At 66.7% G+C, this 21727-nt stretch carries 22 protein-coding genes; 14 read left to right on the top strand and 8 right to left on the bottom strand.

Annotated features, from left to right (window positions below; genetic code table 11):
- Positions 1 to 9 precede the first annotated feature (9 nt).
- Genes Rhe02_RS40550 through Rhe02_RS40540 form a run of 3 tightly spaced genes read right to left on the bottom strand, consistent with a single transcriptional unit; the run spans position 10 to position 3070 of the window.
- Entirely contained in the window at positions 10 to 1005 is a 996-nt protein-coding gene (locus tag Rhe02_RS40550; protein ID WP_203913822.1) for an ABC transporter permease, read from the bottom strand.
- Positions 1002 to 2021 (bottom strand): ABC transporter ATP-binding protein, encoded by a 1020-nt coding sequence (locus tag Rhe02_RS40545; RefSeq protein ID WP_239124366.1) that lies wholly within the window; start codon positions 2019 to 2021, stop codon positions 1002 to 1004. Before Rhe02_RS40545 ends, Rhe02_RS40550 begins: the two co-directional genes overlap by 4 nt.
- Positions 2018 to 3070: an ABC transporter ATP-binding protein gene (locus Rhe02_RS40540; RefSeq protein ID WP_203913821.1), complete on the bottom strand. Its 1053-nt coding sequence runs from the start codon at positions 3068 to 3070 to the stop codon at positions 2018 to 2020. The genes Rhe02_RS40545 and Rhe02_RS40540 overlap by 4 nt, the downstream gene beginning before the upstream one ends.
- Positions 3071 to 3287: 217 nt before the next feature.
- On the opposite strand from Rhe02_RS40540, the gene Rhe02_RS40535 reads away from it, so the two are divergent.
- The 6 genes from Rhe02_RS40535 to Rhe02_RS40510 all read left to right on the top strand — a co-directional run bounded on the left by Rhe02_RS40535 (position 3288) and on the right by Rhe02_RS40510 (position 10792).
- Complete coding sequence (locus Rhe02_RS40535) at positions 3288 to 4724, top strand: TldD/PmbA family protein (protein ID WP_203913820.1); 1437 nt, start codon at positions 3288 to 3290, stop codon at positions 4722 to 4724.
- On the top strand, positions 4721 to 6040 hold the full coding sequence (locus Rhe02_RS40530) for a TldD/PmbA family protein (protein WP_203913819.1): 1320 nt from the start codon (positions 4721 to 4723) through the stop codon (positions 6038 to 6040). The genes Rhe02_RS40535 and Rhe02_RS40530 overlap by 4 nt, the downstream gene beginning before the upstream one ends.
- A gap of 13 nt (positions 6041 to 6053) precedes the next feature.
- Positions 6054 to 6989, top strand: coding sequence for a protein phosphatase 2C domain-containing protein (locus tag Rhe02_RS40525; protein ID WP_203913818.1), 936 nt, complete (start codon positions 6054 to 6056; stop codon positions 6987 to 6989).
- Between the two features lie 44 nt (positions 6990 to 7033).
- On the top strand, positions 7034 to 7843 hold the full coding sequence (gene sdhC / locus Rhe02_RS40520; protein WP_203913817.1) for a succinate dehydrogenase subunit SdhC: 810 nt from the start codon (positions 7034 to 7036) through the stop codon (positions 7841 to 7843).
- Positions 7843 to 9711, top strand: a complete 1869-nt coding sequence (locus Rhe02_RS40515; protein WP_203913816.1) for a fumarate reductase/succinate dehydrogenase flavoprotein subunit — start codon at positions 7843 to 7845, stop codon at positions 9709 to 9711. Before sdhC ends, Rhe02_RS40515 begins: the two co-directional genes overlap by 1 nt.
- An 82-nt stretch (positions 9712 to 9793) precedes the next feature.
- Positions 9794 to 10792 (top strand): succinate dehydrogenase/fumarate reductase iron-sulfur subunit, encoded by a 999-nt coding sequence (locus Rhe02_RS40510; protein WP_203913815.1) that lies wholly within the window; start codon positions 9794 to 9796, stop codon positions 10790 to 10792.
- 26 nt (positions 10793 to 10818) lie between these two features.
- Here Rhe02_RS40510 and Rhe02_RS40505 read toward each other — a convergent pair whose 3' ends face one another.
- Positions 10819 to 11223 carry a (deoxy)nucleoside triphosphate pyrophosphohydrolase gene (locus Rhe02_RS40505; protein ID WP_239124365.1) on the bottom strand — a complete coding sequence of 135 codons (405 nt, stop codon included), beginning with the start codon at positions 11221 to 11223 and terminating at the stop codon, positions 10819 to 10821.
- A gap of 296 nt (positions 11224 to 11519) precedes the next feature.
- On the opposite strand from Rhe02_RS40505, the gene Rhe02_RS40500 reads away from it, so the two are divergent.
- A complete protein-coding gene (locus Rhe02_RS40500; RefSeq protein ID WP_203913814.1) occupies positions 11520 to 11825 on the top strand; it encodes a 4a-hydroxytetrahydrobiopterin dehydratase in 306 nt (101 codons plus the stop codon).
- Here Rhe02_RS40500 and ychF read toward each other — a convergent pair.
- Positions 11815 to 12900, bottom strand: coding sequence for a redox-regulated ATPase YchF (gene ychF / locus Rhe02_RS40495; RefSeq protein WP_203913813.1), 1086 nt, complete (start codon positions 12898 to 12900; stop codon positions 11815 to 11817). The two genes, Rhe02_RS40500 and ychF, sit on opposite strands and share 11 nt — an antisense overlap.
- A gap of 11 nt (positions 12901 to 12911) precedes the next feature.
- A complete protein-coding gene (locus tag Rhe02_RS40490) occupies positions 12912 to 13544 on the bottom strand; it encodes a TetR/AcrR family transcriptional regulator (protein WP_203913838.1) in 633 nt (210 codons plus the stop codon).
- Between the two features lie 234 nt (positions 13545 to 13778).
- On the opposite strand from Rhe02_RS40490, the gene Rhe02_RS40485 reads away from it, so the two are divergent.
- From Rhe02_RS40485 to Rhe02_RS40465, 5 genes are all read left to right on the top strand, one after another.
- On the top strand, positions 13779 to 15140 hold the full coding sequence (locus Rhe02_RS40485; protein ID WP_203913812.1) for an AlkA N-terminal domain-containing protein: 1362 nt from the start codon (positions 13779 to 13781) through the stop codon (positions 15138 to 15140).
- The gene (locus tag Rhe02_RS40480; RefSeq protein ID WP_203913811.1) at positions 15137 to 15577 is read left to right on the top strand and encodes a methylated-DNA--[protein]-cysteine S-methyltransferase; all 441 of its coding nucleotides are present in this window, start codon (positions 15137 to 15139) and stop codon (positions 15575 to 15577) included. Before Rhe02_RS40485 ends, Rhe02_RS40480 begins: the two co-directional genes overlap by 4 nt.
- 85 nt (positions 15578 to 15662) lie before the next feature.
- Positions 15663 to 16091: a winged helix-turn-helix domain-containing protein gene (locus Rhe02_RS50675; RefSeq protein WP_203913810.1), complete on the top strand. Its 429-nt coding sequence runs from the start codon at positions 15663 to 15665 to the stop codon at positions 16089 to 16091.
- A 27-nt stretch (positions 16092 to 16118) separates the two neighbouring features.
- A complete protein-coding gene (locus tag Rhe02_RS40470) occupies positions 16119 to 17576 on the top strand; it encodes a S10 family peptidase (RefSeq protein WP_203913809.1) in 1458 nt (485 codons plus the stop codon).
- A 3-nt stretch (positions 17577 to 17579) separates the two neighbouring features.
- A complete protein-coding gene (locus Rhe02_RS40465) occupies positions 17580 to 18698 on the top strand; it encodes a DNA recombination protein RmuC (protein WP_203913808.1) in 1119 nt (372 codons plus the stop codon).
- Here the strand turns inward: Rhe02_RS40465 and Rhe02_RS40460 are convergent.
- Both Rhe02_RS40460 and Rhe02_RS40455 read right to left on the bottom strand, forming a co-directional pair.
- Positions 18611 to 19045, bottom strand: a complete 435-nt coding sequence (locus Rhe02_RS40460) for a hypothetical protein (protein WP_203913807.1) — start codon at positions 19043 to 19045, stop codon at positions 18611 to 18613. The two genes, Rhe02_RS40465 and Rhe02_RS40460, sit on opposite strands and share 88 nt — an antisense overlap.
- A 9-nt stretch (positions 19046 to 19054) precedes the next feature.
- Entirely contained in the window at positions 19055 to 20035 is a 981-nt protein-coding gene (locus Rhe02_RS40455) for a 4-hydroxy-3-methylbut-2-enyl diphosphate reductase (RefSeq protein ID WP_203913806.1), read from the bottom strand.
- A 127-nt stretch (positions 20036 to 20162) separates the two neighbouring features.
- Between Rhe02_RS40455 and xseA the strand changes: the two genes are divergently transcribed.
- Together xseA and Rhe02_RS40445 are read left to right on the top strand one after the other, a co-directional pair.
- Positions 20163 to 21362, top strand: coding sequence for an exodeoxyribonuclease VII large subunit (gene xseA / locus Rhe02_RS40450; RefSeq protein ID WP_203913805.1), 1200 nt, complete (start codon positions 20163 to 20165; stop codon positions 21360 to 21362).
- Positions 21359 to 21562 (top strand): exodeoxyribonuclease VII small subunit, encoded by a 204-nt coding sequence (locus tag Rhe02_RS40445; protein WP_203913804.1) that lies wholly within the window; start codon positions 21359 to 21361, stop codon positions 21560 to 21562. The genes xseA and Rhe02_RS40445 overlap by 4 nt, the downstream gene beginning before the upstream one ends.
- Positions 21563 to 21727 lie beyond the last annotated feature (165 nt).

Below are 21727 nucleotides of genomic sequence, written 5' to 3'. Positions count from 1 at the left end.
GAGTGACTCCTATCGGCGCGTCTTCGGGTCGAGCGCGTCACGGACCGCATCGCCGAAGAGGTTGAAGGTAAGAACGAGAAGGAACAGCGTGCCGGCCGGGACCATGAAGTACATCGGGTCGGCGGAAAGCCAGTTCGAGCTCTGCGAGATCATCCGGCCCAGGTCCGGTGTGGGCTCGACAATGCCGATGGTGAGGAAGCCCAGCGCGCCTTCGGCGGTGATGAAGCCCGGAACCGCCAGCGAGAAGGTCACCAGAATGGGCGCCCACAGGTTCGGCAGCAGCTGCTTGAAGAGGATGTGCATCGTGCCCGCGCCCGCAGCGCGCGCGGCCTCGACATATTCCTTCTCCCGCAACGAAAGCACCTGACCTCTGACCAGGCGGGCGGTTCCCACCCAGCCGAAGACGGTGAACACGATGACCAGAGTCACCATCTTGAAGAACGGCGAGGGCGCCTCGCGCGGCGTGTAAACCGCGGCCTGGATGGCGGGCATCGCGGCGAGCGCGAAGATGATGAACGGCAAGGCGAGCAGCATGTCGACGATCCAGCCGATGACGTTGTCGACCCAGCCGCCGAGGTAACCGGCCACCACGCCCATCACCACGCCGAGCACGGTGCTCAGGATGGCGGCGAGGAAGGCGATCGTCAGCGAGGTACGGATTCCGTACACCACCTGCATCATCAGGTCCCGGCCGAGCCTGGGCTCCAGTCCGAGCCAGTGATCGCCGGAAAGCCCGCCGAGATAACCCTTCGGCACCGCGTCACCGGTGAGCAAGCTGGTGAAGGTCTCGTCCGGCGAGACGCCGTAGAGCCACGAAACCACCGGCGCGAACATGCCGACGAGGATGGTGGCGCCAACAATCACCATGCAGACCATCGCCGTGCGGTCGGCCTTGAGCCGGGCCCACGCGATCTGACCGGGTGAACGGCCCACGAACTTGCGTGGCAGCACCGCATCGGGCTCGACGGGGTGAATCTCCTCGGTGGTGGTGAGCTGCGCTGTCATCGCAGTGCTCCCGTCTCTGGGAAGTGACATGCCGCAACGGAACCGCCGGCCATGGGCAGCAGGGCCGGTTCCTCGGTAGCGCAAATGGGCTGCGCCTTCCAGCATCTGGTGCGGAAACGGCAACCGGAGGGCGGGTCCAGCGGGGTCGGCACATCGCCGGTGAGGCGGATCCGGCCCGCGCCAAGCTTGGCCACGTCTGGTACCGCGGAAAGCAGCGCCCGGGTATAGGGATGCGACGGCCGCTCGTAGATCTCCTCGCGACTGCCCACTTCCACAATCTTGCCCAGATACATCACCGCGATGCGCTGGCTGAAGTGGCGCACCACCGCGAGATCGTGGGCGATGAAGACGAACGCCAGATCCAGCTCCTTCTGCAAATTGCGCAGCAGGTTGATGACCTGGGCCTGGATCGAGACATCGAGTGCGGAGACCGGCTCATCGGCAACGATCAGCTTGGGGCGCAAGGCAAGCGCTCGGGCTATCCCGATGCGCTGGCGCTGGCCGCCGGAGAACTCGTGCGGGAAGCGGTTGTAGTGCTCGGGGTTCAGGCCGACCAGATCCAGCAGATCCTGCACCTTGGCCTTGAGCCCGCCGGGCGGCTTGATGCCGTTGACCACCAACGGCATCGCCACAATCTTGCCGACCGTGTGCCGCGGGTTCAGCGACGAATACGGGTCCTGGAAGATGATCTGCAGGTCCTGCCGAAGCGGGCGCATCTCCTCCCGGCTGGCCTTGGTGATGTCGCGCCCCTCGAAAACGATGGAGCCCGCGGTCGCGTCGAGCAGCTTGACCAGCATCCGGCCCGTGGTCGTCTTGCCACAGCCCGACTCGCCCACCAGGCCGAGCGTCTCGCCCACCGCCACGTCGAAATCGACGCCGTCGACAGCCCGCACCGTGGCCTTAGCGCCGAAAGAGCCCTGCCGGATGGGGAAATGCTTGACCAGGCCGCGTACCTGAAGCAGGGGCTGACCCTGCCGCTGTGACGGCACCAGCTCCTGAGCCATTGGAATGGTCATTGTGCGACTCCCACGTGTGCGATGTCCTCTTCGTAGGTGCGCACCCGCCGCGACTCCGGCAGATGACAGGCGACCTTGTGCCCGTTGCGGGACGACAGCTCCAGCAGGTCCGGCACGACGTCCACGCAGGCGCCCGGGACGAGCGCGTAGGCGCACCGCGGGTGGAACGCGCAGCCGGTCGGCACGTTGATGAGGCTGGGCGGATTGCCCTTGATGGGCTTGAGGTCTACCTCGGCGTCGCCGTGCAGGCTCGGGATGCTGGCCAGCAGGCCCCAGGTATAGGGGTGGTGCGCCTCGCGGAGCACCTGCTCCACCGTGCCGTATTCGATGACCCGGCCCGCGTACATGACCAGTACGTCGTCGGCGACCTGGGCGACCACGCCCATGTCGTGGGTGATCAGGATGACGGCCGAGTTGAACTCGCGCTGCAGGTCTTCCAGCAGGTCAAGGATCTGGGCCTGGACTGTCACATCGAGCGCCGTGGTCGGCTCGTCGGCGATGAGCAGCGCCGGGTCGTTCATCAGCGCCATAGCGATCATCACCCGCTGCCGCATGCCGCCGGAGAACTCGTGCGGGTAGGAGCTGAAGCGCCTGTCCGGTTGCGGGATGCCAACGCGCCCCAGCATGTCGACCGCGCGCTTGCGCGCCTCGGCGCGGCTCGCGTCGGGATGGTGCACCTGGTAGGCCTCGACCAGCTGCTTGCCGACCGTGTAATAGGGGTGCAGGGCGGAGAGCGGGTCCTGGAAGATCATCGCCATGTCCGAGCCACGCAGCTTGCGCAGCGCCGGTTCTGGCATGCCAACCAGCTGACGGCCGCCCAGGTGGATCTCGCCTGAAATTCGGGTGCGCCGTGCGTCGTGCAGCCCCATGATGGACAGCGAGGTCACGCTCTTGCCAGAGCCCGATTCGCCCACAATGCCCAGGGTTTGCCCCTTGCGAACAGTAAAGTTGACGCCCTCGACGGCGCGCACCTGGCCATCGTCGGTGTCAAAGCGCACCTTCAGATCAACCACCCGAAGGTAGGGCGGATCCTCGATCGTTGTGTTCATGTACCCCTGCCGCTCCGCTCCTATGCGAAGGAATCCTTCTGCACCTGGACGCCCGAGGGTGGCAAGCGGGTTGACCGAATTAGGTTTCCCTTCGGTAACGCAACAGGAAATCACCCCAATGGCTAGGGTCGCTTCCCCGATCAGTCGTCCAAGTGATCGCGCACAGCGTCAGGCATGAAGGAATTTTTCGCAAGAGCCGAGGGGCTAGGGTTTCGCCATGACTTTCTTCGGCACGGCCGAGGCGGCCGTATCGGCTGCTTTGGATGCGGGGGCGCGCTACGCGGACGCGCGCGTCATGCACCGCAGGTATGAGTCCATGACCGCCCGCAACGGCGAAGTCGACGAGCTGACCTCGGATGAGTCGGCCGGCCTGGGCGTCAGAGCGCTCGTTGGTTCCAGTTGGGGCTTTTTCGCGGTACCGGATATGTCTGACCAGGCAGCCAGACACGCGGGCCGCCGCGCCGCCGAGATCGCCAAGGCCAGCGCGAGTGTGGCCGGCCCGGCACTCGACCTGATCAAGAGCCAGGTCAGCACCGCGAGCTGGGCAAGCGATTGCGAGATCGACCCGATCGGGGTGGCCCTGGCCGACAAGGGAGACCTCCTGGTCGCGACAACCAGGTTGATGCAAGAGCACGGCGCCGACCTCGCCGAGTCGCTCTACCAGATCTGGGATACCGAGAAGTGGTTCGTCTCCAGCGAGGGCCACCGCATCGACCAGCGGATCCGGGAATGCGGGGCGGGAATCCAGGCCACCACTATCGGCGACGGCCAAACCCAGCGCCGCTCCTACCCGGCCGGGCGCGGCCAGTACGGCACCCGCGGCTGGGAATTGGTGCACTCACTAGACCTGCTCGGCCATGCTCCCCGCGTCGCGGAGGAGGCGCGCGCCTTGCTCACGGCGCCGCTGTGCCCCGCCGGGGAGACAAATCTCATCCTGGGCGGCGAGCAGATGTGCCTGCAGATCCACGAGTCGGTGGGGCACGCCATCGAACTCGACCGGATTCTGGGCTGGGAAGCCGCTTTCGCCGGAACCTCCTGGCTTGACCTGGCGCAGCTGGGCAGCCTCAAGTACGGCTCCGAGCTCATGAACATCACCATCGATCCCTCCATCCCGGGCGCCCTGGGCAGCTTCGGTTTCGACGATGAAGGCACCCCCGCCGAGAAGAGGTACGCCGTGCGCAACGGCACCTGGGTCGGCGTCCTCGCGGGACGCGACTCGGCCGCCGCGGCGGGCCTCGATTATGGCGGAAGCGTGCGCGCCGACGGTTTTGCCCGGCTGCCGATGGTCCGGATGACCAATGTGGGTCTGGAGCCCGGTCCGCATACGCTCGACGAGATTATCGCGAGCACGGATGACGGTGTCTTCATGGAGAACAACCGCTCGTGGTCGATCGACGACAAACGGTTGAACTTCCAATTCGGCTGCGAGATCGGATACGAGGTGAAGAACGGCAAGTTGGGCCGCATGTTGCGCAACCCCACCTACACCGGGATCGGCCCCCGCTTCTGGAGCTCGATGGACATGCTCTCCAGCGAGATAGTCGCGTGGGGAACGCCAAACTGTGGCAAGGGCCAGCCGAGTCAGACCGGTCATACCGGGCATCCGGCCGCGCCGGCGCGCTTTCGCAACGTCCGGGTGGGGGTGCGGTCATGACAAGCGAACTCACCGCACAGGTCCTCGACGCCGCGATCAAGGCGATGCCGGGTGCGCAGATCGAGGTGAAGGTGGACCGCATCCAGTCCGCGCTTACCCGCTTTGCGAACTCGTTCATCCACCAGAACGTCGACGAGGACACGATCCGGGTCGGGTTGCGCGTGCACCACGAGGGCCGCACGGTCTCCGTCTCGACCACCCAGACCGACGCGGAAGCGCTGGCGCAACGGGCCGGCGCGATGCTGCCGCTGGCACCGCTCGACCCGGGCTGGCCCGGGATCACCGCGCCCACCTCGCTGCACGAGCAGTCCATTGTGGACGAAGACACCCGTGACTGCACGCCAGCTGACAGGGCGGCCCTGGTCCAGGACTTCGTCCAGGCCGCCGGGGGCTTGGTGACCGCCGGCTACTGCCGCACCGCCACCTGGTCCGGCTTCTACCTCAACTCGGCCGGCCAGCAGCTGACCGCCGCCGCGACAGACTCGGCCATGGACGGCATCGCCCGCCTCGATGGCGCCGACGGCGTGGCCCGTTACGCCAGCGCCCGACTGTCCGATTTGGAGGGAGCGGCACTTGGCGAGCAAGCGGCAAATTCCGTACGCGCACAGGGCGATCCGGTCGAGCTGCCGCCCGGACGCTATGAGGTCATCCTGCAGCCGGCCGCGGTGGCGGACATTCTCAACAACTTCGCCCTCTTCGGCTTCAACGGCAAGGTCTTCACGGAAGGACGCAGCTTCGCCGAGCCCGGCTCGGCCCAGCTCGACCCGGCCGTCACCATCTACGACGACCCCACCGGCCCGGCCGGCGGCGTGTCCTTCGACGCGGAGGGCACCCCGCGCGGGCGCATGACCCTGGTCGACGGCGGCGTGACCGCAGGCGTCACGCACGACCGGCGGACAGCCGCCAAGGCCGGCGTCGCTTCCACCGGCCACTGCATCATCGAGGACAGCTGGGGGCCGATGCCGCGCAACCCGGTGCTCGCGCCGGGCGACACCAACCTCGCCGAGATGATCGCGAGGGTCGAGCGGGGCATCCTGGTGGCCGACTTCTGGTACACGCGGGTCCTCGATCCGCGCACCATGGCGCTGACCGGGCTGACCCGCAACGGCGCCTGGCTCATCGAGGCCGGTGAGATCGTCCGGCCGGTGCGCAACTTCCGGTTCACGCAAAGCTATGTGCAGGCGCTCGAGCCCGGCAACGTGCTCGGCATCGGCTCCGAATCCATCGCTCAACCCAACCGATACGAGTTCGTCAACACCTCCGCCCCGGTGCTGCATCTACGTTCGTGGAACTTCACCGGAGGCGCCAGTGGATGAAAGCGGGTGAGTAGTGGGCTTTGTCCTGCCCACGGTGAGGTTCGCCGGGCTCGCCCTGGTGGTCGTCCTGCTGATCTGGGCGGCCACCTTCATCGTGGGCAGAAGCCGCCGGTCCAAGCGGCGGCCCGCCCGCGCTGAGCCGATGCCGCGCTGGGCGCTCCCGCACGAGCCCGCGCTGCCGGCCATCGCCGCGGACCTGGCTCAGATCGGCGATCTCGCGGTCAGGGCCGCCTCGATAGTCGGCCCCGCCAACCGCAGCCATCAGCCCGGCATGCCCCGGCAGGACGCGTACAGGCTGGCGCAGGACTCGGCCTCCGAACACCTCATCATCGCGGTCGCCGACGGCGCGCTGCCCGGTGGCCGGCCCGGCCTGGGCGCCAACCTCGCCACCACCACCGTCGTCAACGACCTGCGCCGACAGCTGGACCTGGGGATAGGCCTGGAACGGCTGACCGCGGCCGACGTCTTCGGCCGCGTCGCCCAGTCCATGGTCGACGGTGCCCAGCTGCGCGGAATCTCGATGGGCTCGCTCTACACCACGCTGGTGGCGATGGTGATCCCCACCGCGCCCACCCGCGGCGGCGAACGCACCGCGTGGCTGGCCTACCTCGGGCACTCCAGCGCGTGGGTGAACCTCGGCTCACGATGGCAGAACCTGACCGCGGACGTCACCGCCGACACCTCGGCGACCCTGCCCTTCCAGCCCGAGCTGGCCGCAGCGGCACTGGTCGATCTCCCGCCGAAGTCGGTGGTAGCGATCACCACCGATGGCCTTGCCGCCGCCTTCTCGAAGCTCCCGCAAGGACAGAGCCGCTTCGCGCACAGGTGGCGACACCCGCGCTCGATCGGATCGTTCCTGCTGGATGTGGACTTCCCCGCGGACACCGCGGGCACCGGTGCGCTCACAGACGACCGGACCGCCGTCATCGTGTGGTGCGGCGCGGCGTAACGTGTCGGTGATCGAACCTGCTTGTAGCGCTGGAGAGACTTGATATGACGACGTTGGCAACGAGGCCGACCGGCGCCAAGGCGCGCGCCGAGATCTCGGCCAAGACGTTGCGCACCGATAGATGGTGGCTAGCCCCGCTGATCACAGCGGTCGGGCTCTTCGCCTGGGTGGCCTACGCGACGTTTCGGGTGTTCATGCAGAAGTGGTACTGGGTCGACGAGTATCACTATCTGACGCCCTTCTATTCGCCCTGCGTGTCGGAGGGCTGTGAGCCAGCGGCGGCGCACTTCGGAAGGTTCATACCCGACAGCCCGTGGATCCCCTACGCGGCCCTGAGCCTGCCGTTCCTGCTGCTGTTCCGGTTGACCTGTTACTACTACCGCAAGGCCTACTACCGGGCGTTCTGGATGTCGCCGCCCGCGTGCGCGGTACCGGATGGGCACAAGAACTACAGCGGCGAGACCCGATTCCCGCTCATCTTCCAGAACCTGCACCGCTACGCCTTCTACGCAGCCGTGATCATCTCAATATTCAACACCTACGATGCCATCATGGCCATGCAGAAGGCCAACGGCGACTTCGGTTTCGGCCTGGGCAACGTGATCCTGTGGGTCAACGTCATCATGCTGTGGGCCTACACGGCCTCCTGCCACTCCTGCCGGCACATCATCGGCGGGCGGCTCAAGCACTTCTCCAAGCACCCGGTTCGGTACAGGGCCTGGACCTTCGTCTCCAAACTGAACACCCGGCACATGGGGTTGGCCTGGATCACGCTGGCGACGTTGGCGATCACCGACTTCTACATCATGGCTCTCGCGGCCGGATGGTTCAGCGATCTGAGGTTCGTAGGATAATGGACAAATTTCAATATGACGTGGTAGTGATCGGGGCCGGCGGGGCCGGCCTACGCGCCGCCATCGAAGCCCGGCTCGCCGGCAAGCGGGTCGCCATCATTTCCAAGTCGTTGTTCGGCAAGGCCCACACGGTGATGGCCGAGGGTGGCGCCGCCGCCGCTATGGGCAACGTCAACAGCAACGACAGCTGGATGGTCCACTACCGCGACACCATGCGCGGGGGCAAGTTCCTCAACAACTTCCGGATGGCCGAGCTGCACGCGAAAGAGTCGCCGTCGCGCATCTGGGAGCTGGAAACCTACGGCGCGCTGTTCGACCGCACCAAGGACGGCCGCATCTCGCAGCGCAACTTCGGTGGCCACGAGTACCCCCGGCTCGCCCACGTCGGCGACCGCACCGGGCTGGAGCTCATCCGCACCCTGCAGCAGAAGATCGTCTCCTTGCAGCAGGAGGACAAGACCAAGTACGGAGACTACGAGTCACAGATCCGGGTCTTCGCCGAGTGCACGATCACCGAGCTGCTCCTGTCCGCGGAAGGCGCGATCGCCGGCGCTTTCGGCTACTACCGCGAGTCGGGCGAGTTCGTGCTCTTCGAAACGGCGGCGGTGGTCATCGCCACCGGCGGCGTGGGCAAGTCCTACAAGGTGACCTCGAACTCCTGGGAGTACACGGGCGACGGTCACGCCATCGCGCTCCGCGCCGGAGCCAAGCTGATCAACATGGAGTTCCTCCAGTTCCACCCGACCGGCATGGTCTGGCCGCCATCGGTGAAGGGCATCCTGGTCACCGAGTCGGTCCGCGGCGACGGTGGCGTGCTCAAGAACTCCGAAGGCAAGCGCTTCATGTTCGAGTACGTGCCCGACGTGTTCCGCAAGCAATACGCGGAAACCGAGGCCGAAGCCGACCGCTGGTACACCGACCCGGACAACAACCGGCGCCCGCCCGAGCTGCTCCCCCGCGACGAGGTCGCTCGCGCGATCAACAGTGAGGTCAAGGCCGGCCGCGGCACCAAGGCCGGCGGCGTCTATCTCGACATCGCCTCGCGGCTTCCCGCCGAACAGATCCGCAAGCGGCTGCCTTCGATGTACCACCAGTTCAAGGAGCTGGCCGACGTCGACATCACCAAGCAGCCGATGGAGGTCGGGCCCACCTGCCACTACGTCATGGGCGGCATCGAGGTCGACCCGGACAGCGCGGCGGGCGGGGTGCCCGGACTGTTCGCGGCGGGCGAGTGTTCCGGCGGCATGCACGGCTCGAACCGGTTGGGCGGCAACTCGCTGTCGGACCTCCTCGTCTTCGGCAAGCGCGCCGGGGAACACGCGGCCCAGTACGTCAGCGAGCTGACGACCCGGCCCAAGGCCGCACAGTCCGATGTGGAGGCTGCCACCCAGGCGGCGCTGGCTCCGCTCTCCCATGAAGGTGGGGACAATCCCTACGCCCTCCAGCACGAGCTGCAGGAGATCATGGGCGACCTGGTGGGCATCATCCGCCGCGAAAGCGAGCTGGCGGCGGCCATCAAGAAGCTCGGCGAGCTGAGGGAGCGCGTCCGCAATGTCAGCGCGACCGGCGGCCGCCGCTACAACCCCGGCTGGCACCTGGCCCTCGATCTGCGCAACATGCTCCTCGTTTCCGAGTGCACGGCCCTGGCCGCCTTGGAGCGCAAGGAATCCCGCGGCGGCCACACCCGCGAGGACTATCCGAAGATGGATCCGCAGTGGCGTCAGGTCAACCTGGTCTGCGGCATCGACGACGACGGCAACGTCACCCTGACCCACCAGCCGGTACCGACAATGCGCCCCGATCTCCTGGACCTCTTCGACCGGTCCGAGCTTTCCAAGTACATGACCGAAGAGGAGTTGTCGGCATGAGTGACCGCAGGGAACTCATCATGAAATTGGGATTCGATCATGCCGATGCGGCAGCGAAGCGGACCGAAGGGAAGGCTTCGGCATGAGCGTTCGCAAGTTCAAGGTTTGGCGCGGCGACTCGGGCGGCGGGCAGCTCAACGACTACCAGGTTGAGGTCAATGAGGGCGAGGTCGTCCTCGACGTGATCCACCGCCTGCAGGCGACCCAGGAGCCGGATCTGGCCTGCCGCTGGAACTGCAAAGCGGGCAAGTGCGGCTCGTGCTCGATGGAGATCAACGGCATGCCGCGGCTGAGCTGCATGACGCGCATGTCCACCTTCGAGGAGAACGAGACCGTCACGGTCACCCCGCTGCGCACCTTCCCGGTCATCCGCGACCTGGTGACCGATGTGTCCTACAACTACACGAAGGCACGCGAGCTGCCCGCCTTCGCGCCGCCGCCGGGGGTCGCGCCGGGCGACTACCGGATGCAGCAGATCGATGTCGAGCGCTCGCAGGAGTTCCGCAAGTGCATCGAGTGCTTCCTGTGCCAGAACACCTGTCACGTGGTACGCGACCACGAGCCCAACAAGGAAGAGTTCGCCGGGCCGCGGTATTTCATCCGCGCCGCCGAGCTGGACATGCACCCGCTCGACGCCAAGAACGACCGCAAGGAGTTCGCCAAGTCGCAGCAGGGTCTGGGCTATTGCAACATCACCAAGTGCTGCACGGAGGTGTGCCCGGAGCACATCAAGATCACGGATAACGCCATCATCCCGATGAAGGAGCGCGTCGTGGACCGGCGGTATGATCCGCTTGTGGTACTCGGACGCAAGATCCTACGGCGTGACCAGATTGCGCCTACGGCTTCGGCAGAGCCGACCGTACACGCTGGCCCAGTGAAGGTGGCCGATGATATGGCTCCGGTCGATTTCGGCCGCGAACCGACGCCTCCGCTGCCCCCCGAGCTCAATGCCAAGGGCCACGTCAACCTCAACGAAATGCTCTCCGACCGCTCAGCGGCGGCTTCGCCCTTCGGCGACGACCTGAGCTTCCCCGTCGACCCCAAAGGCCTCAACTACTACCACCCAGACAAGCACTGAGCGCTCAGTCAGCCGGCCCTATCCCCTCATCTCAGATGAGCGGGTAGGGCCGCGACTATTGGCGCGTCGGCGGGGAGCCAGGGGACGCTGTCCAACTCGTCGACGGTCAGCCATCGAAGCTCTGCGTGCTCAAGCGCTTTCGGTGTGCCATCGATCAGAGTTGCGGTGTAGACGCGAAGCACGGCGCGGCCGTGGCCCAGCATGACGTCGCCGCCCACCCGGATCCCGATTTCCACAGTCACGCCAAGCTCCTCTTCGCATTCGCGAATCAGCGCCTCTCGCTCGGTCTCGCCGGGCTCCACCTTGCCGCCCGGGAACTCCCACTTGCCAGCGGTCTCGGCGGGCTCGGAGCGCTCGCAAGCCAGGACGCGACCCTCGTCGACAATGGCCGCGCCGACGATGACCCGGATCTCTGGCGTGAAATTAGACACGGCGGACAGCGTGCCAGACCCTGGTCTTTAAGGCGATTTGGGGTCACCCATCGATAGAGGTGACCGAACCGCCAATGTTGACTCGCACAACCAGACAATGTCGCAGGGAAACCGGCTGGTGGTAAAGACTTTCTTGCGCGTATAGCGTCCTGCGAAGTACCCGAAGTCGGTTTTGTTCGCGTGGACACTCAGACGATTAACGGGCAGGATGGGGATACCGATTATGTGACGGGGCGGACAAGATTCGGCCACAAGCCGGCAACGACGCTGGAGGTGCGAATGGGCGTGGTCTGGCAGTGTTGATCAAGCGACCATGGGGCCAGCGGCGCGACTACCTCACCGACGCACTTTCCCAGCTGGCGGGGTGGATCCGTGACGGTGACTGCATCAAACGGACCCTTCAACTCGACGACGTCCAGCACGCCCTGCTCACCGAGCGGATTACGGTCGCCGCGGACGCGTTAGGCGTCCGACCGCAGATTCGCCGGCTCGACGGCCGCACCCAAATCAAAGTCTGCCATGAGGCCGACGGTGCGCTCACCCAGGCGGAAGTGGGCCTGGCCGCCCGCATCGAAGCGGCCTACACCCAGCTCACACGTTGAACCTGAACTCCACCACGTCGCCGTCGGACATCACGTAATCCTTACCTTCAATTCGCACCTTGCCGGCGGCCTTGGCAGCCGCCATCGAGCCTGCGGCCATCAAATCATTGAAGGCCACAATCTCGGCTTTGATGAAGCCGCGCTGGAAGTCGGTGTGGATGACACCGGCCGCCTCGGGCGCGGTCGCGCCGACCTGAATCGTCCACGCCCGCGCTTCCTTGGGCCCGGCGGTGAGGTAGGTCTGCAGCCCGAGGGTGCGGAAGCCGACTCGGATCAGCTGGTCCAGACCCGGCTCGGGCTGGCCGATCGCCTCAAGCATTTCGCGCGCCTCATCCTCGGGCAGGTCGATCAGCTCCGACTCGATCTTCGCGTCCATGAAGATGGCCTCGGCCGGGGCCACCAGCGCCCGCAGCTCGTCGAGGAAAGCGTTGTTACCAAGCTCGGCTTCGTCCACATTGAACACATAGAGGAATGGCTTGGCGGTCAACAGGTGCAGCTCGCGAAGTTCACTCGTGTCTATGCCAGCCTTGGCCGCGCCCGCGTAGAGCGTCGTTCCCTCGTTGAGTAGCTCGCCCGCGGCCTTGGCCGCGTTCAGCGCGGCGGCCCGGGTCTTGTTGGCGCGGGCCTCCTTCTCCAGACGCGGGATCGCCTTGTCGATGGTCTGCAGGTCGGCCAGGATCAGCTCAGTGTTGATCGTTTCGATGTCATCCTTCGGCGACACCTTGCCATCGACGTGCACCACATTCGGGTCGCTGAAGGCGCGGACCACCTGGCAGATGGCGGAGGCGTCACGGATGTTGGCGAGGAACGCGTTTCCGCGGCCCTGGCCCTTCGACGCGCCGCGCACCAAGCCGGCGATGTCCACAAAGGACACCGGCGCCGGGAGGATCTTTTGCGAGCTGAACATCTCGGCCAGCTTGCCCAGGCGCGCGTCGGGAAGACCGACCACGCCGACGTTGGGCTCGATCGTGGCGAAGGGGTAGTTCGCCGCGAGCACGTCGTTACGGGTGAGCGCATTGAAAAGGGTGCTCTTGCCGACGTTGGGCAGGCCGACGATGCCGATGGAAAGACTCACGACAGACCAGCTTACGCGGGCGTTACCGCCTGCTCGTAACGGCTGCCAATCTCCTTCCAAGTCGGCGCCGGCCCGGGGATCTCGTCGCGCGAAGCGTGCAGCCCATCGAGCATCAGCTTCAGGTACCGGTGACGGAGCTGGTTCGTGCGCGCTTCGTCCCCGACCTCGATCGTTTGCAGCTGCTCCAGCATGAGAGAGATGTCACCTACTTCGATATCGGCGCGCACCACTCCGGCCGCTTTGGCTCTGTCCAGTACCTGCCGAGTGCTCTCAAAAGCCCTTGGCAGCTGGGCCTGGAGCTCCTCGCCGACGCGGAACTGCCCGGCCAGGCGGATGCTCAGCGATCCGGCTTTCGCATCGAGGGCAGTGCGCATGAACGAGACGAAGACCTCCCAGGGTTCCGCTTGCGACTTTGCGGCCGATTCAGCAATATCGGCATATGTACGGATGGCGTCGGTGCACAGCTTCTGGAGTAGATCATCCTTGCTTCGGTAACGCCGATAGAGGGCACTTATACCAACTCCGGCCCGCTCCGCGACTGTCGATATCGGCGCGGCTGGATCTGCGGTGAAGACCGCACGCGCCGCTTCGAGGATCAGTTCGTCGTTCCGGGCGGCCTGCGCCTTGCGACCATTCAACGCCATATTGCTCACGCTACCACTGGAACATAATGTTCCGTTCTGATAGAGTCGAAGAACGGAACGCTTCGTTCCGCAAAGAGCTTCTTCCAGCGCCTGTGAAGAACAGGCTGCGGTAGAGGGGTGACAGCCGCGCGGTCCCAGTTGGCAGGGGCCGCGCGGCGCACAATTTCTCCCCACCCAAGCTCGCGTCCGAAAACCGCCAGCAGTCTGTCCCACGGCCGGGGCAGACTTAGCCGCGTGGACCTTTACCCAGCCATAGCCAGCAAGGATCGCCGCTTCGACGGACGGTTCTGGGTGGGCGTGACCTCGACAGGAATTTATTGCCGCCCATCCTGTCCGGCCCGCACGCCGAAGCGCGAAAACGTGCGCTTCTTTCCCAGCGTCGCCGCCGCCTCGAAGGCGGGCTTCCGGGCATGCCGTCGCTGCGCTCCGGACGCCGTGCCAGGCTCGCCGCAGTGGGATGTGCGGGCCGACCTGACGGCGCGGGCGGTCCGGCTCATCAACGACGGTGTGGTGGACCGCGGCGGCGTGCCCGCGCTGGCGGCCCGCCTCGGTTACACCGAGCGTCACCTCAACCGGCTGCTCACCGACGAGCTGGGCGCCGGACCGCTGGCGCTGGCCCGCACCCAGCGGGCGCAGACGGCGAAGACCTTGATCGCCAAGACCGGGCTGAGCCTGGCCGAGATCGCTTTCGCGTCAGGCTTCGGCAGCGTGCGCCAGTTCAACGACACGTTCCGCGAGGTCTACGGCGTCGTGCCGTCGTCGCTGCGGCGTGCCCCCGCGCATGTGGACGGCACGATCTCGCTCAGGCTCAGCTACCGTCCGCCCTTTGACTCGGCCGGCCTTTTCGGCTTTCTCGGCGCCCGCACCGTCCCCGGCATCGAAACCTACGAGCCGGGCCGCTACCGCCGCAGCCTCCGCCTGCCGCACGGCCCGGCCACGGTGACGCTGAGCCCGGCCGACGGGCACGTGGCCGCCGAGCTGAACCTCTCGGACGTAAGGGATCTGACCCCGGCCGTGGCGCGCTGCCGCCGATTGCTCGACCTTGACGCCGACCCGGCCGCGATCGACGCGGCGCTGATCGCCGACTTCCCCGGACAACCGCTGGGGGTGCGGCTGCCACGCGCCGTCGACGGCTTCGAAGTCGCCGTCCGAGCGATCGTGGGCCAGCAGATCAGCGTCTCCGGCGCCCGGACGGTCCTATCGCGACTGTGTCGCGGCGATCTCTTCCCCACTCCGCAGGAGCTGCTGGAGTTGCCCGACGAGGCGTTCTCGATGCCGACCCGGCGCAGGGAGGCCCTGCGCACCTTGGCCCGGGTGATGGACAACGGCGAGCTCACCCTCGACACCGGCAGCGACCGCGAGACCACCAGACTGGCTCTGCTTGAGCTGCCGGGCATAGGCGAGTGGACGGCCGACTACATCGCGCTGCGGGCGCTGGGCCACCCCGACGTGTTCCTCCCCACCGATCTCGGCTCGCTGCACGGCGCGGCCGCGCTCGGTCTGCCGACCAACCCGAAAGACCTCGCCCGGCACGCCGAAAGCTGGCGGCCCTGGCGTTCGTATGCCCAGATCCGACTTTGGAGAGCCGCATCATGATCACTATTTCCACACCCGCGGGCCCGTTCACCATGACCGGCAACGGAGTCGCGGTCACCGCCGCCCGGTTCGGCAACGACGATCTACCGGCCGGTGAGGTACCCCAGATCGCGATCGACTCCGTGAAGGCCTACCTCGACGGGGATATCGGGGCGCTGAACCAGGTGCCGGTCGCGCAGACCGGAACGGCCTATCTGGAGCATTGCTGGGAGGTGCTGCGCACGCTCGGCACCCCCATCACCTACACCGATTTCGCCGCGCTCACCGGCAAGCCGGAAGCTGTCCGGGCCGCCGCCCAGGGCTGCGCCCGCAACCAGATCGCGCTTCTGGTGCCCTGCCATCGCGTGCTGCGCGCCGACGGCTCACTCGGCGGGTACAGGTGGGGCCTGGACGTGAAGCGCTGGCTCCTGGACCACGAGGCAGATCGCCGGCGGTGATCTGCCGCGCGTTGCTTTGCACGCGCCAGAGTTACCGTCCAAATTCCTACTAGACCCATAGAGATTATGGAGATAGTCTGGGGCGGTGCCAACCGTAACCCTCACCGTCACGCTCTCCGGTCCCGACGCCCAGGTGTCGGCAGACCGGCTGGTGCAGGCCATCTCCGAAGTGGAGCACGGGTCTGCGCACGGGACTCCCGTCACCACCCCGGTCGTCATCGACACCGCCAGTCGCCGGGTGCTGCTGGGCGGGCGTCCCGTGCGTTTCACCCGCCGCGAATACGATCTGCTGCTGTTCCTGACCTCGCACCCGGGCGCAGCCTTCACCCGCCTGCAGCTGCTGCGAGAGGTCTGGGGCCACGAGTTCAGCGGGGAGCGCACAGTCGACGTCCACGTCCGGCGGGTCAGGGTGAAGCTCGGCGTGCACGGAGACGCGATCTCCACTGTGCACGGCTTCGGCTACCGCCTCGAGCCGTCCAACAGCCTGTCGCTCCTGCGCCACCTCCCGAACTGACCTAACCAGTCGGTAGGGTCTGCTCCCATGGCAGATGAGCAGAAGCCCGAGGACAAGAAGAACGGCGACGCAGCCTCGCCGGAGCCCACCGACCAGTTGGTCACCACCACACACGAGGTGGCCGGGCTGCGATACACGGCCACCGCGGGCCGGATGGTGCTGCGCTATGAGACGCAGACCGACGAAAAGGTTGACGGCCACAAGGCCAAGGCGGAGATGTTCGTCGTCTCCTACGTGCTGGAAGGGGCCGATCCGGCTACCCGGCCGGTGATATTCGCCTTCAACGGCGGGCCGGGCTCGGCCAGCGTGTGGCTGCACCTGGGTGTGCTTGGGCCGCGGCGCATCGTGATGGGCGATGCCGGGTCGCTGCTGCCGCCGCCCTACGGCCTGGCCGACAACGAGCAGACCGTGCTGCGCCATGCCGACCTGGTGTTCATCGATCCCGTCTCCACCGGCTACTCGCGGGCGGTCAAGGGCGAGAAAGCCAAGGACTACCACGGCTTTTCCGCCGATGTGGAAAGCGTGGGCGAGCTGATCCGGCTGTGGACCTCACGCAACGGCCGCTGGATGTCCCCGAAGTTCCTGTGCGGCGAGTCCTATGGCACGTTGCGCGCCGCCGCCCTGGCCCAGCACCTCCAGGACCGGCATGCGCTCTACCCCAACGGAATCATCCTGGTATCCAGCGTTCTCAATATGGGTACGCTCGAGTTCCACCCCCATCTCGATCTGGCCTACCCGCTCTTCCTGCCCACCTACGCGGCCATCGCCCACTACCACGGCCTGCACGGCGAAAGGCCATTGCGCGAGGTGCTCGCCGAGGCGGAGGAGTTCGCCAGCCGCGACTACCCATGGGCGCTCGATCGCGGATCACGGCTGTCCGCCGACGAGCGAGCCGGCGTTCTGAGCCGGCTGGCGCGGATCAGCGGCCTGTCCGAGGATTACCTCGACCGCGTCGACCTGCGACCCGAACACGTGCGGTTCTACACCGAGCTGCTGCGGTCGCGCAAACGCACGGTAGGCCGCCTGGACGGGCGGTTCCTCGGCTGGGACTCCGATTACGCCGGCGACCGGTGGAGCTCAGACCCGTCGCTCGACGCCATCATGGGCCCCTACGGTGCGGGCATCAATCAATATCTGCGCGAAGAACTCAAGGTCGAGCAGGACCTCCCCTATGAGGTGCTGGCGTGGCGGCAGGTGAATCCCTGGTCCTACAAGGAGTTCGAAGGTCAGCACGTCAATGTCGCCGATAAGCTCGCCCAGGCCATGCGCGCCAACCCCCACCTGCGGGTACAGGTCGCGTGCGGCTATCACGACGGCGCGACGCCTTACTACGCCAGCGAACACACCTTCGCCCACCTTGAAATTCCGGCGGAGCTGCGGGCGAACATCGAGTTCAAATACTACGAAGCCGGGCACATGATGTACGTGCACGAGCCATCGCGCGTGGCGCAGTCGGAGGATATTGCGACCTTCGTGCAGTCTTAGGGTGTGGACACCCTCGCGATAGTCGTCATCTGCCTCATCGCCGGAGCTGGGCTCGGGTGGCTCGCCGCCCGGGCCCGCTCAGCACCCGAGCTGGCTCGTCTGCAGGCCACCATCGACGCGGCCGCGGCCGGAGAAGTGCGCCTGGAGCAGGCGATGCGGTCGCTGTCCTATGAGGCCACAGCACAGTCGCAGGAGGCGGTCGCCCGCGTCATCTCCCCCCTCAACGAGACCCTTCGCCAGCTTGAACACGACCGGGTCGACGCCTACGCGGAGCTGCGAAGCCAGCTGCGGGTGGCCAACGAGCAGACCGGCCAGCTGGTCGGCGCGCTGCGCACCTCGCATGTGCGTGGCCGGTGGGGCGAGCACCAGCTGCGCCGCATCGTGGAAGCCGCCGGAATGCTGGAACATTGCGACTTCGACGAGCAGGTCACCGCGACCGTTGACCTCGCCGTGGTCCGGCCCGACATGGTGGTTCGCCTGCACGGCAACCGAAGCGTGGTGGTTGACGCGAAGGTGCCGCTCGATGCCTACCTCAACGAGCAGTTCACCTTGCACGCCAAGGCTTTGCGCTCACACATCGACATCCTCAGCTCGCGTCAATATTGGGACGCCTTCGCCCAGTCCCCCGAGTTCGTGGTGCTTTTTGTGCCGGCCGAGCCGTTTCTCGATGTGGCGCTGCAACACGATCCCGCCTTGCTGGAGCACGCCTTCACCCGCAACGTTGTGCTGGCCACACCGTCCACTTTGGTCGCTCTGCTGCGCACTGTCGCCTACACGTGGCGGCAGGAAGCCCTCTCCCGCAACGCGGTCCAGATTCATGAACTTGCCAAACAGCTTTATAGCCGTCTGGGTACCGTCGGCGGCCATCTCGCGAAACTGGGCAACTCCTTGAACGCCTCGGTCATCGCCTACAACCAAGCCGTTGGCTCGCTTGAACAGCGGGTGCTCGTCACCGCGCGCCGCCTCAACGAGCTGGGCATCTCCGGGGACTTCCCGCCCGAGCTGCAGCAGATCGAGATGGCGCCCCGCCAGGCTCAGGCGCCCGAGCTCTTGCCCCCGTCCACGACCAGCTCCACCGACTCGGGCAGCAGCGCGAGATCGTACCTGGCGGAAGGGTCATGAAAGGAATGGATCGTAAAAATCTTCATGGCCGGGTTGACCCACCAGTACTCTATGCCCGCGACCGGGCGAGGCCGTCCGAAAAGGACATCTGATAGCGCGACGCGCGGGCCGGGCCGCGGCCGTCTGGGCCGCCACTCCATCGCGCTGCCATTGACGGTGAGGAACCCGTGCCGCCAGCGCCCCGCCCACCGGCCCGCGTCCAGCCTGCGAATGGCGGCGTAAACGGTAAACGCCGCACCGCTTTTGGCCGCCGCCTCCGAGCGGATCTGTCTGTGCGCTCGAGCCGTGGCAAACCAGACGCCGAGCAGGAGCGCTCCGACAATCACACCGAGGAGTGAGCCACCCATGGCTCTACTTTAGACGGCACGTGCCGCGGCGGCGACCTTCATGTCGCGCTTGAGTTCTTGAGGCAGCGAGAAGACGAGTCGCTCGTCAACGGTGACCACCTCTTCGACATCGGCGAAACCTCGCTCGGCCAAATGCGCCAGCACCTGCTCGACCAGCTCCTCCGGCACACTCGCGCCCGAGGACAGCCCGACCGTGGTCGCGCCCTCAAGCCAGGAGTCTTCGATCTCGTGCGCAAAGTCGATCAGGTGGCCCTGCGCCGCCCCGGCCTGTACCGCGACCTCCACCATGCGTACCGAATTCGACGAGTTCTTCGAACCGACCACCAGCACGACATCGCAATCGAGGGCGATCTGCTTCATCACCTGCTGCCTGTTCTGCGTGGCGTAGCAGATGTCGTCGCTGGGCGGGGACTGCAGCATGGGCAGCTTCTTCTTCAGCTGCGCCACGGTTTCCAGCGTCTCGTCGACGCTGAGTGTGGTCTGCGAAAGCCAGACCACCTTCTCCGGGTCGCGCACTGTCACCTTGTCGACACCGTCGGGCCCGTCGACCAGCTGGATGTGAGCCGGCGCCTCCCCGCTCGTGCCGATGACCTCTTCGTGTCCCTCGTGACCGATGAGCAGGATGTCGTAGTCCTCGGCGGCGAAGCGGCGCGCCTCGTGATGCACCTTCGTCACCAGCGGGCAGGTGGCATCGATCGCCTTCAGGTTGCGCTCTTTCGCCTGCTCATGGACCTCAGGCGCCACCCCGTGCGCGGAGAAGACCACGGTCGACCCCTCCGGGACCTCCTCGTTCTCCTCGACGAAGATCGCACCCTTGGCCTCCAGCGTGGAGACGACGTGCTTGTTGTGCACGATCTGCTTGCGAACATAGATCGGCGCGCCGTAGAGCTTGAGCGCTTCCTCGACGGTCTGCACCGCCCGGTCGACGCCGGCACAGTAGCCACGCGGCTTGGCGAGCAGAACACGCTTGCGAGGGGGAGTTTCGGTCACACGGTGATTCTATCCTCGGACTCATGACAGACCTTGGTCACTTGAGCGAGCTTGTCGAGCTCATCATTAGGTTGGGAGTGGCTCATGCGCTCACCGCAGGTGATGGCCGACGCAAGGAGGCCATGGCATGAGTTCTCCTGAGCAGCCGTGGCCCGTTCGGGTGGTCAGCCAGAAGATCAGCGCCTGGATAGGCAAGCTGGGCTGGGTCTGGCTCGACGGCCAGGTGGCGCAGCTCTCACGGCGTCCTGGCGCTGCCACCGTGTTCCTCACTCTGCGTGATCCTTCGGCCGATCTGAGCCTCACCGTGACCGTCAGCCGCGACGTGCTCGACTCCGGCGCGCCCCTGCTCGAAGAGGGCGCCCGGGTGGTCGTGCACGCCAAGCCCGAGTGGTTCGCTCAGCGCGGCACGCTCTCGCTGCGCGCCGACGAGATCCGCCAGGTGGGCCTCGGCGAGCTGCTGGCCCGTCTCGAACAGCTCAAGAAGCTGCTTCAGGCGGAGGGCCTTTTCGACCCGCGGCGCAAGCGCCGCCCGCCGTTCCTTCCCCGCCGCATCGGCTTGATCACGGCGCGGGCCAGCGCCGCCGAGCGCGACGTGCTGACCAATGCCCAGCGGCGCTGGCCCGCGGTCGACTTCCGGGTCCTCAACGTCACGGTCCAGGGTCCCACTGCGGTGCCGTCAATCGTTGGCGCCCTTCAGGTTCTCGACGCCGACGAAACCATCGACGTGATCATCCTGGCGCGCGGCGGCGGGTCGGTGGAGGACCTGTTGCCCTTCAGCGACGAGGCGCTCTGCCGCGCCGTCTTCGCCTGCCGCACCCCTGTGATCTCCGCCATCGGCCATGAGCCGGACACCCCTCTCGTTGACTGGGTCGCCGATGTCCGCGCGTCCACCCCGACCGATGCCGCCAAGCGGGTGGTGCCCGACCTGGCCGAGGAGATGCGCCTGATCGCCCAGGCCCGGCAGCGGGTCACCCAGGCCGTCCGCCACCGCATCGACCGCGAGCAGCAACGCCTCGACTCGTTCCGCAGCCGCCCAGCGCTGGCCAAACCGCAGGCCCTCATCGATCGCCTCGAAACCGATCTCGACCAGTCCGTCGACCGCATCCGCCGATCCATCGACCATCGGCTCTCTCGCGCCGACAGTGAGCTCCAGCACACCCTCGCCCGCCTGCGCGCCCTGTCCCCCGCCGCGACCCTCTCCCGCGGCTACGCGATCGTGCAAAAGGCCGACGGCCACGTCCTGCGCAAATCCGACGAAGCCCGCAAAGGCGAGACGCTGCGCCTAAGGCTGGCCGAAGGGGAGCTGACCGCTAAGGTCACGGCATGACCTCCGCATCCGATGAGCTCTCCTACGAAGCAGCCCGCGCCGAGCTGGCCGACGTCGTCAACAAGCTCGAATCCGGCGGCGGCACCCTGGAAGAAGCCCTGGCGCTCTGGGAGCGCGGCGAAGAACTTGCCGCCATCTGCCAGTCCCGCCTCGACGGCGCCCGAGCCCGCCTCGACGCCGCCCGCCCCGCCCAGCCCTAGCCCTAGCCCTGACCGCCCCGCCCCAAACCGCCGGGCCGCCAGGCCGCCGGGCCGCCAGGCCGCCAGGCCGCCAGGCCGCCAGGCCGCCGGGCCGCCGGGCCGCCGGGCCGCCAGGCCGCCGGGCCGCCAGGCCGCCGGGCCGCCAGGCCGCCGGGCCGCCAGGCC

The organism is Rhizocola hellebori, from assembly GCF_016862955.1.
Lineage (GTDB): Bacteria > Actinomycetota > Actinomycetes > Mycobacteriales > Micromonosporaceae > Rhizocola > Rhizocola hellebori.
The sequence above is the reverse complement of the archived record's forward strand: the minus strand, read 5'-3'. Positions and strand labels throughout refer to the sequence as shown.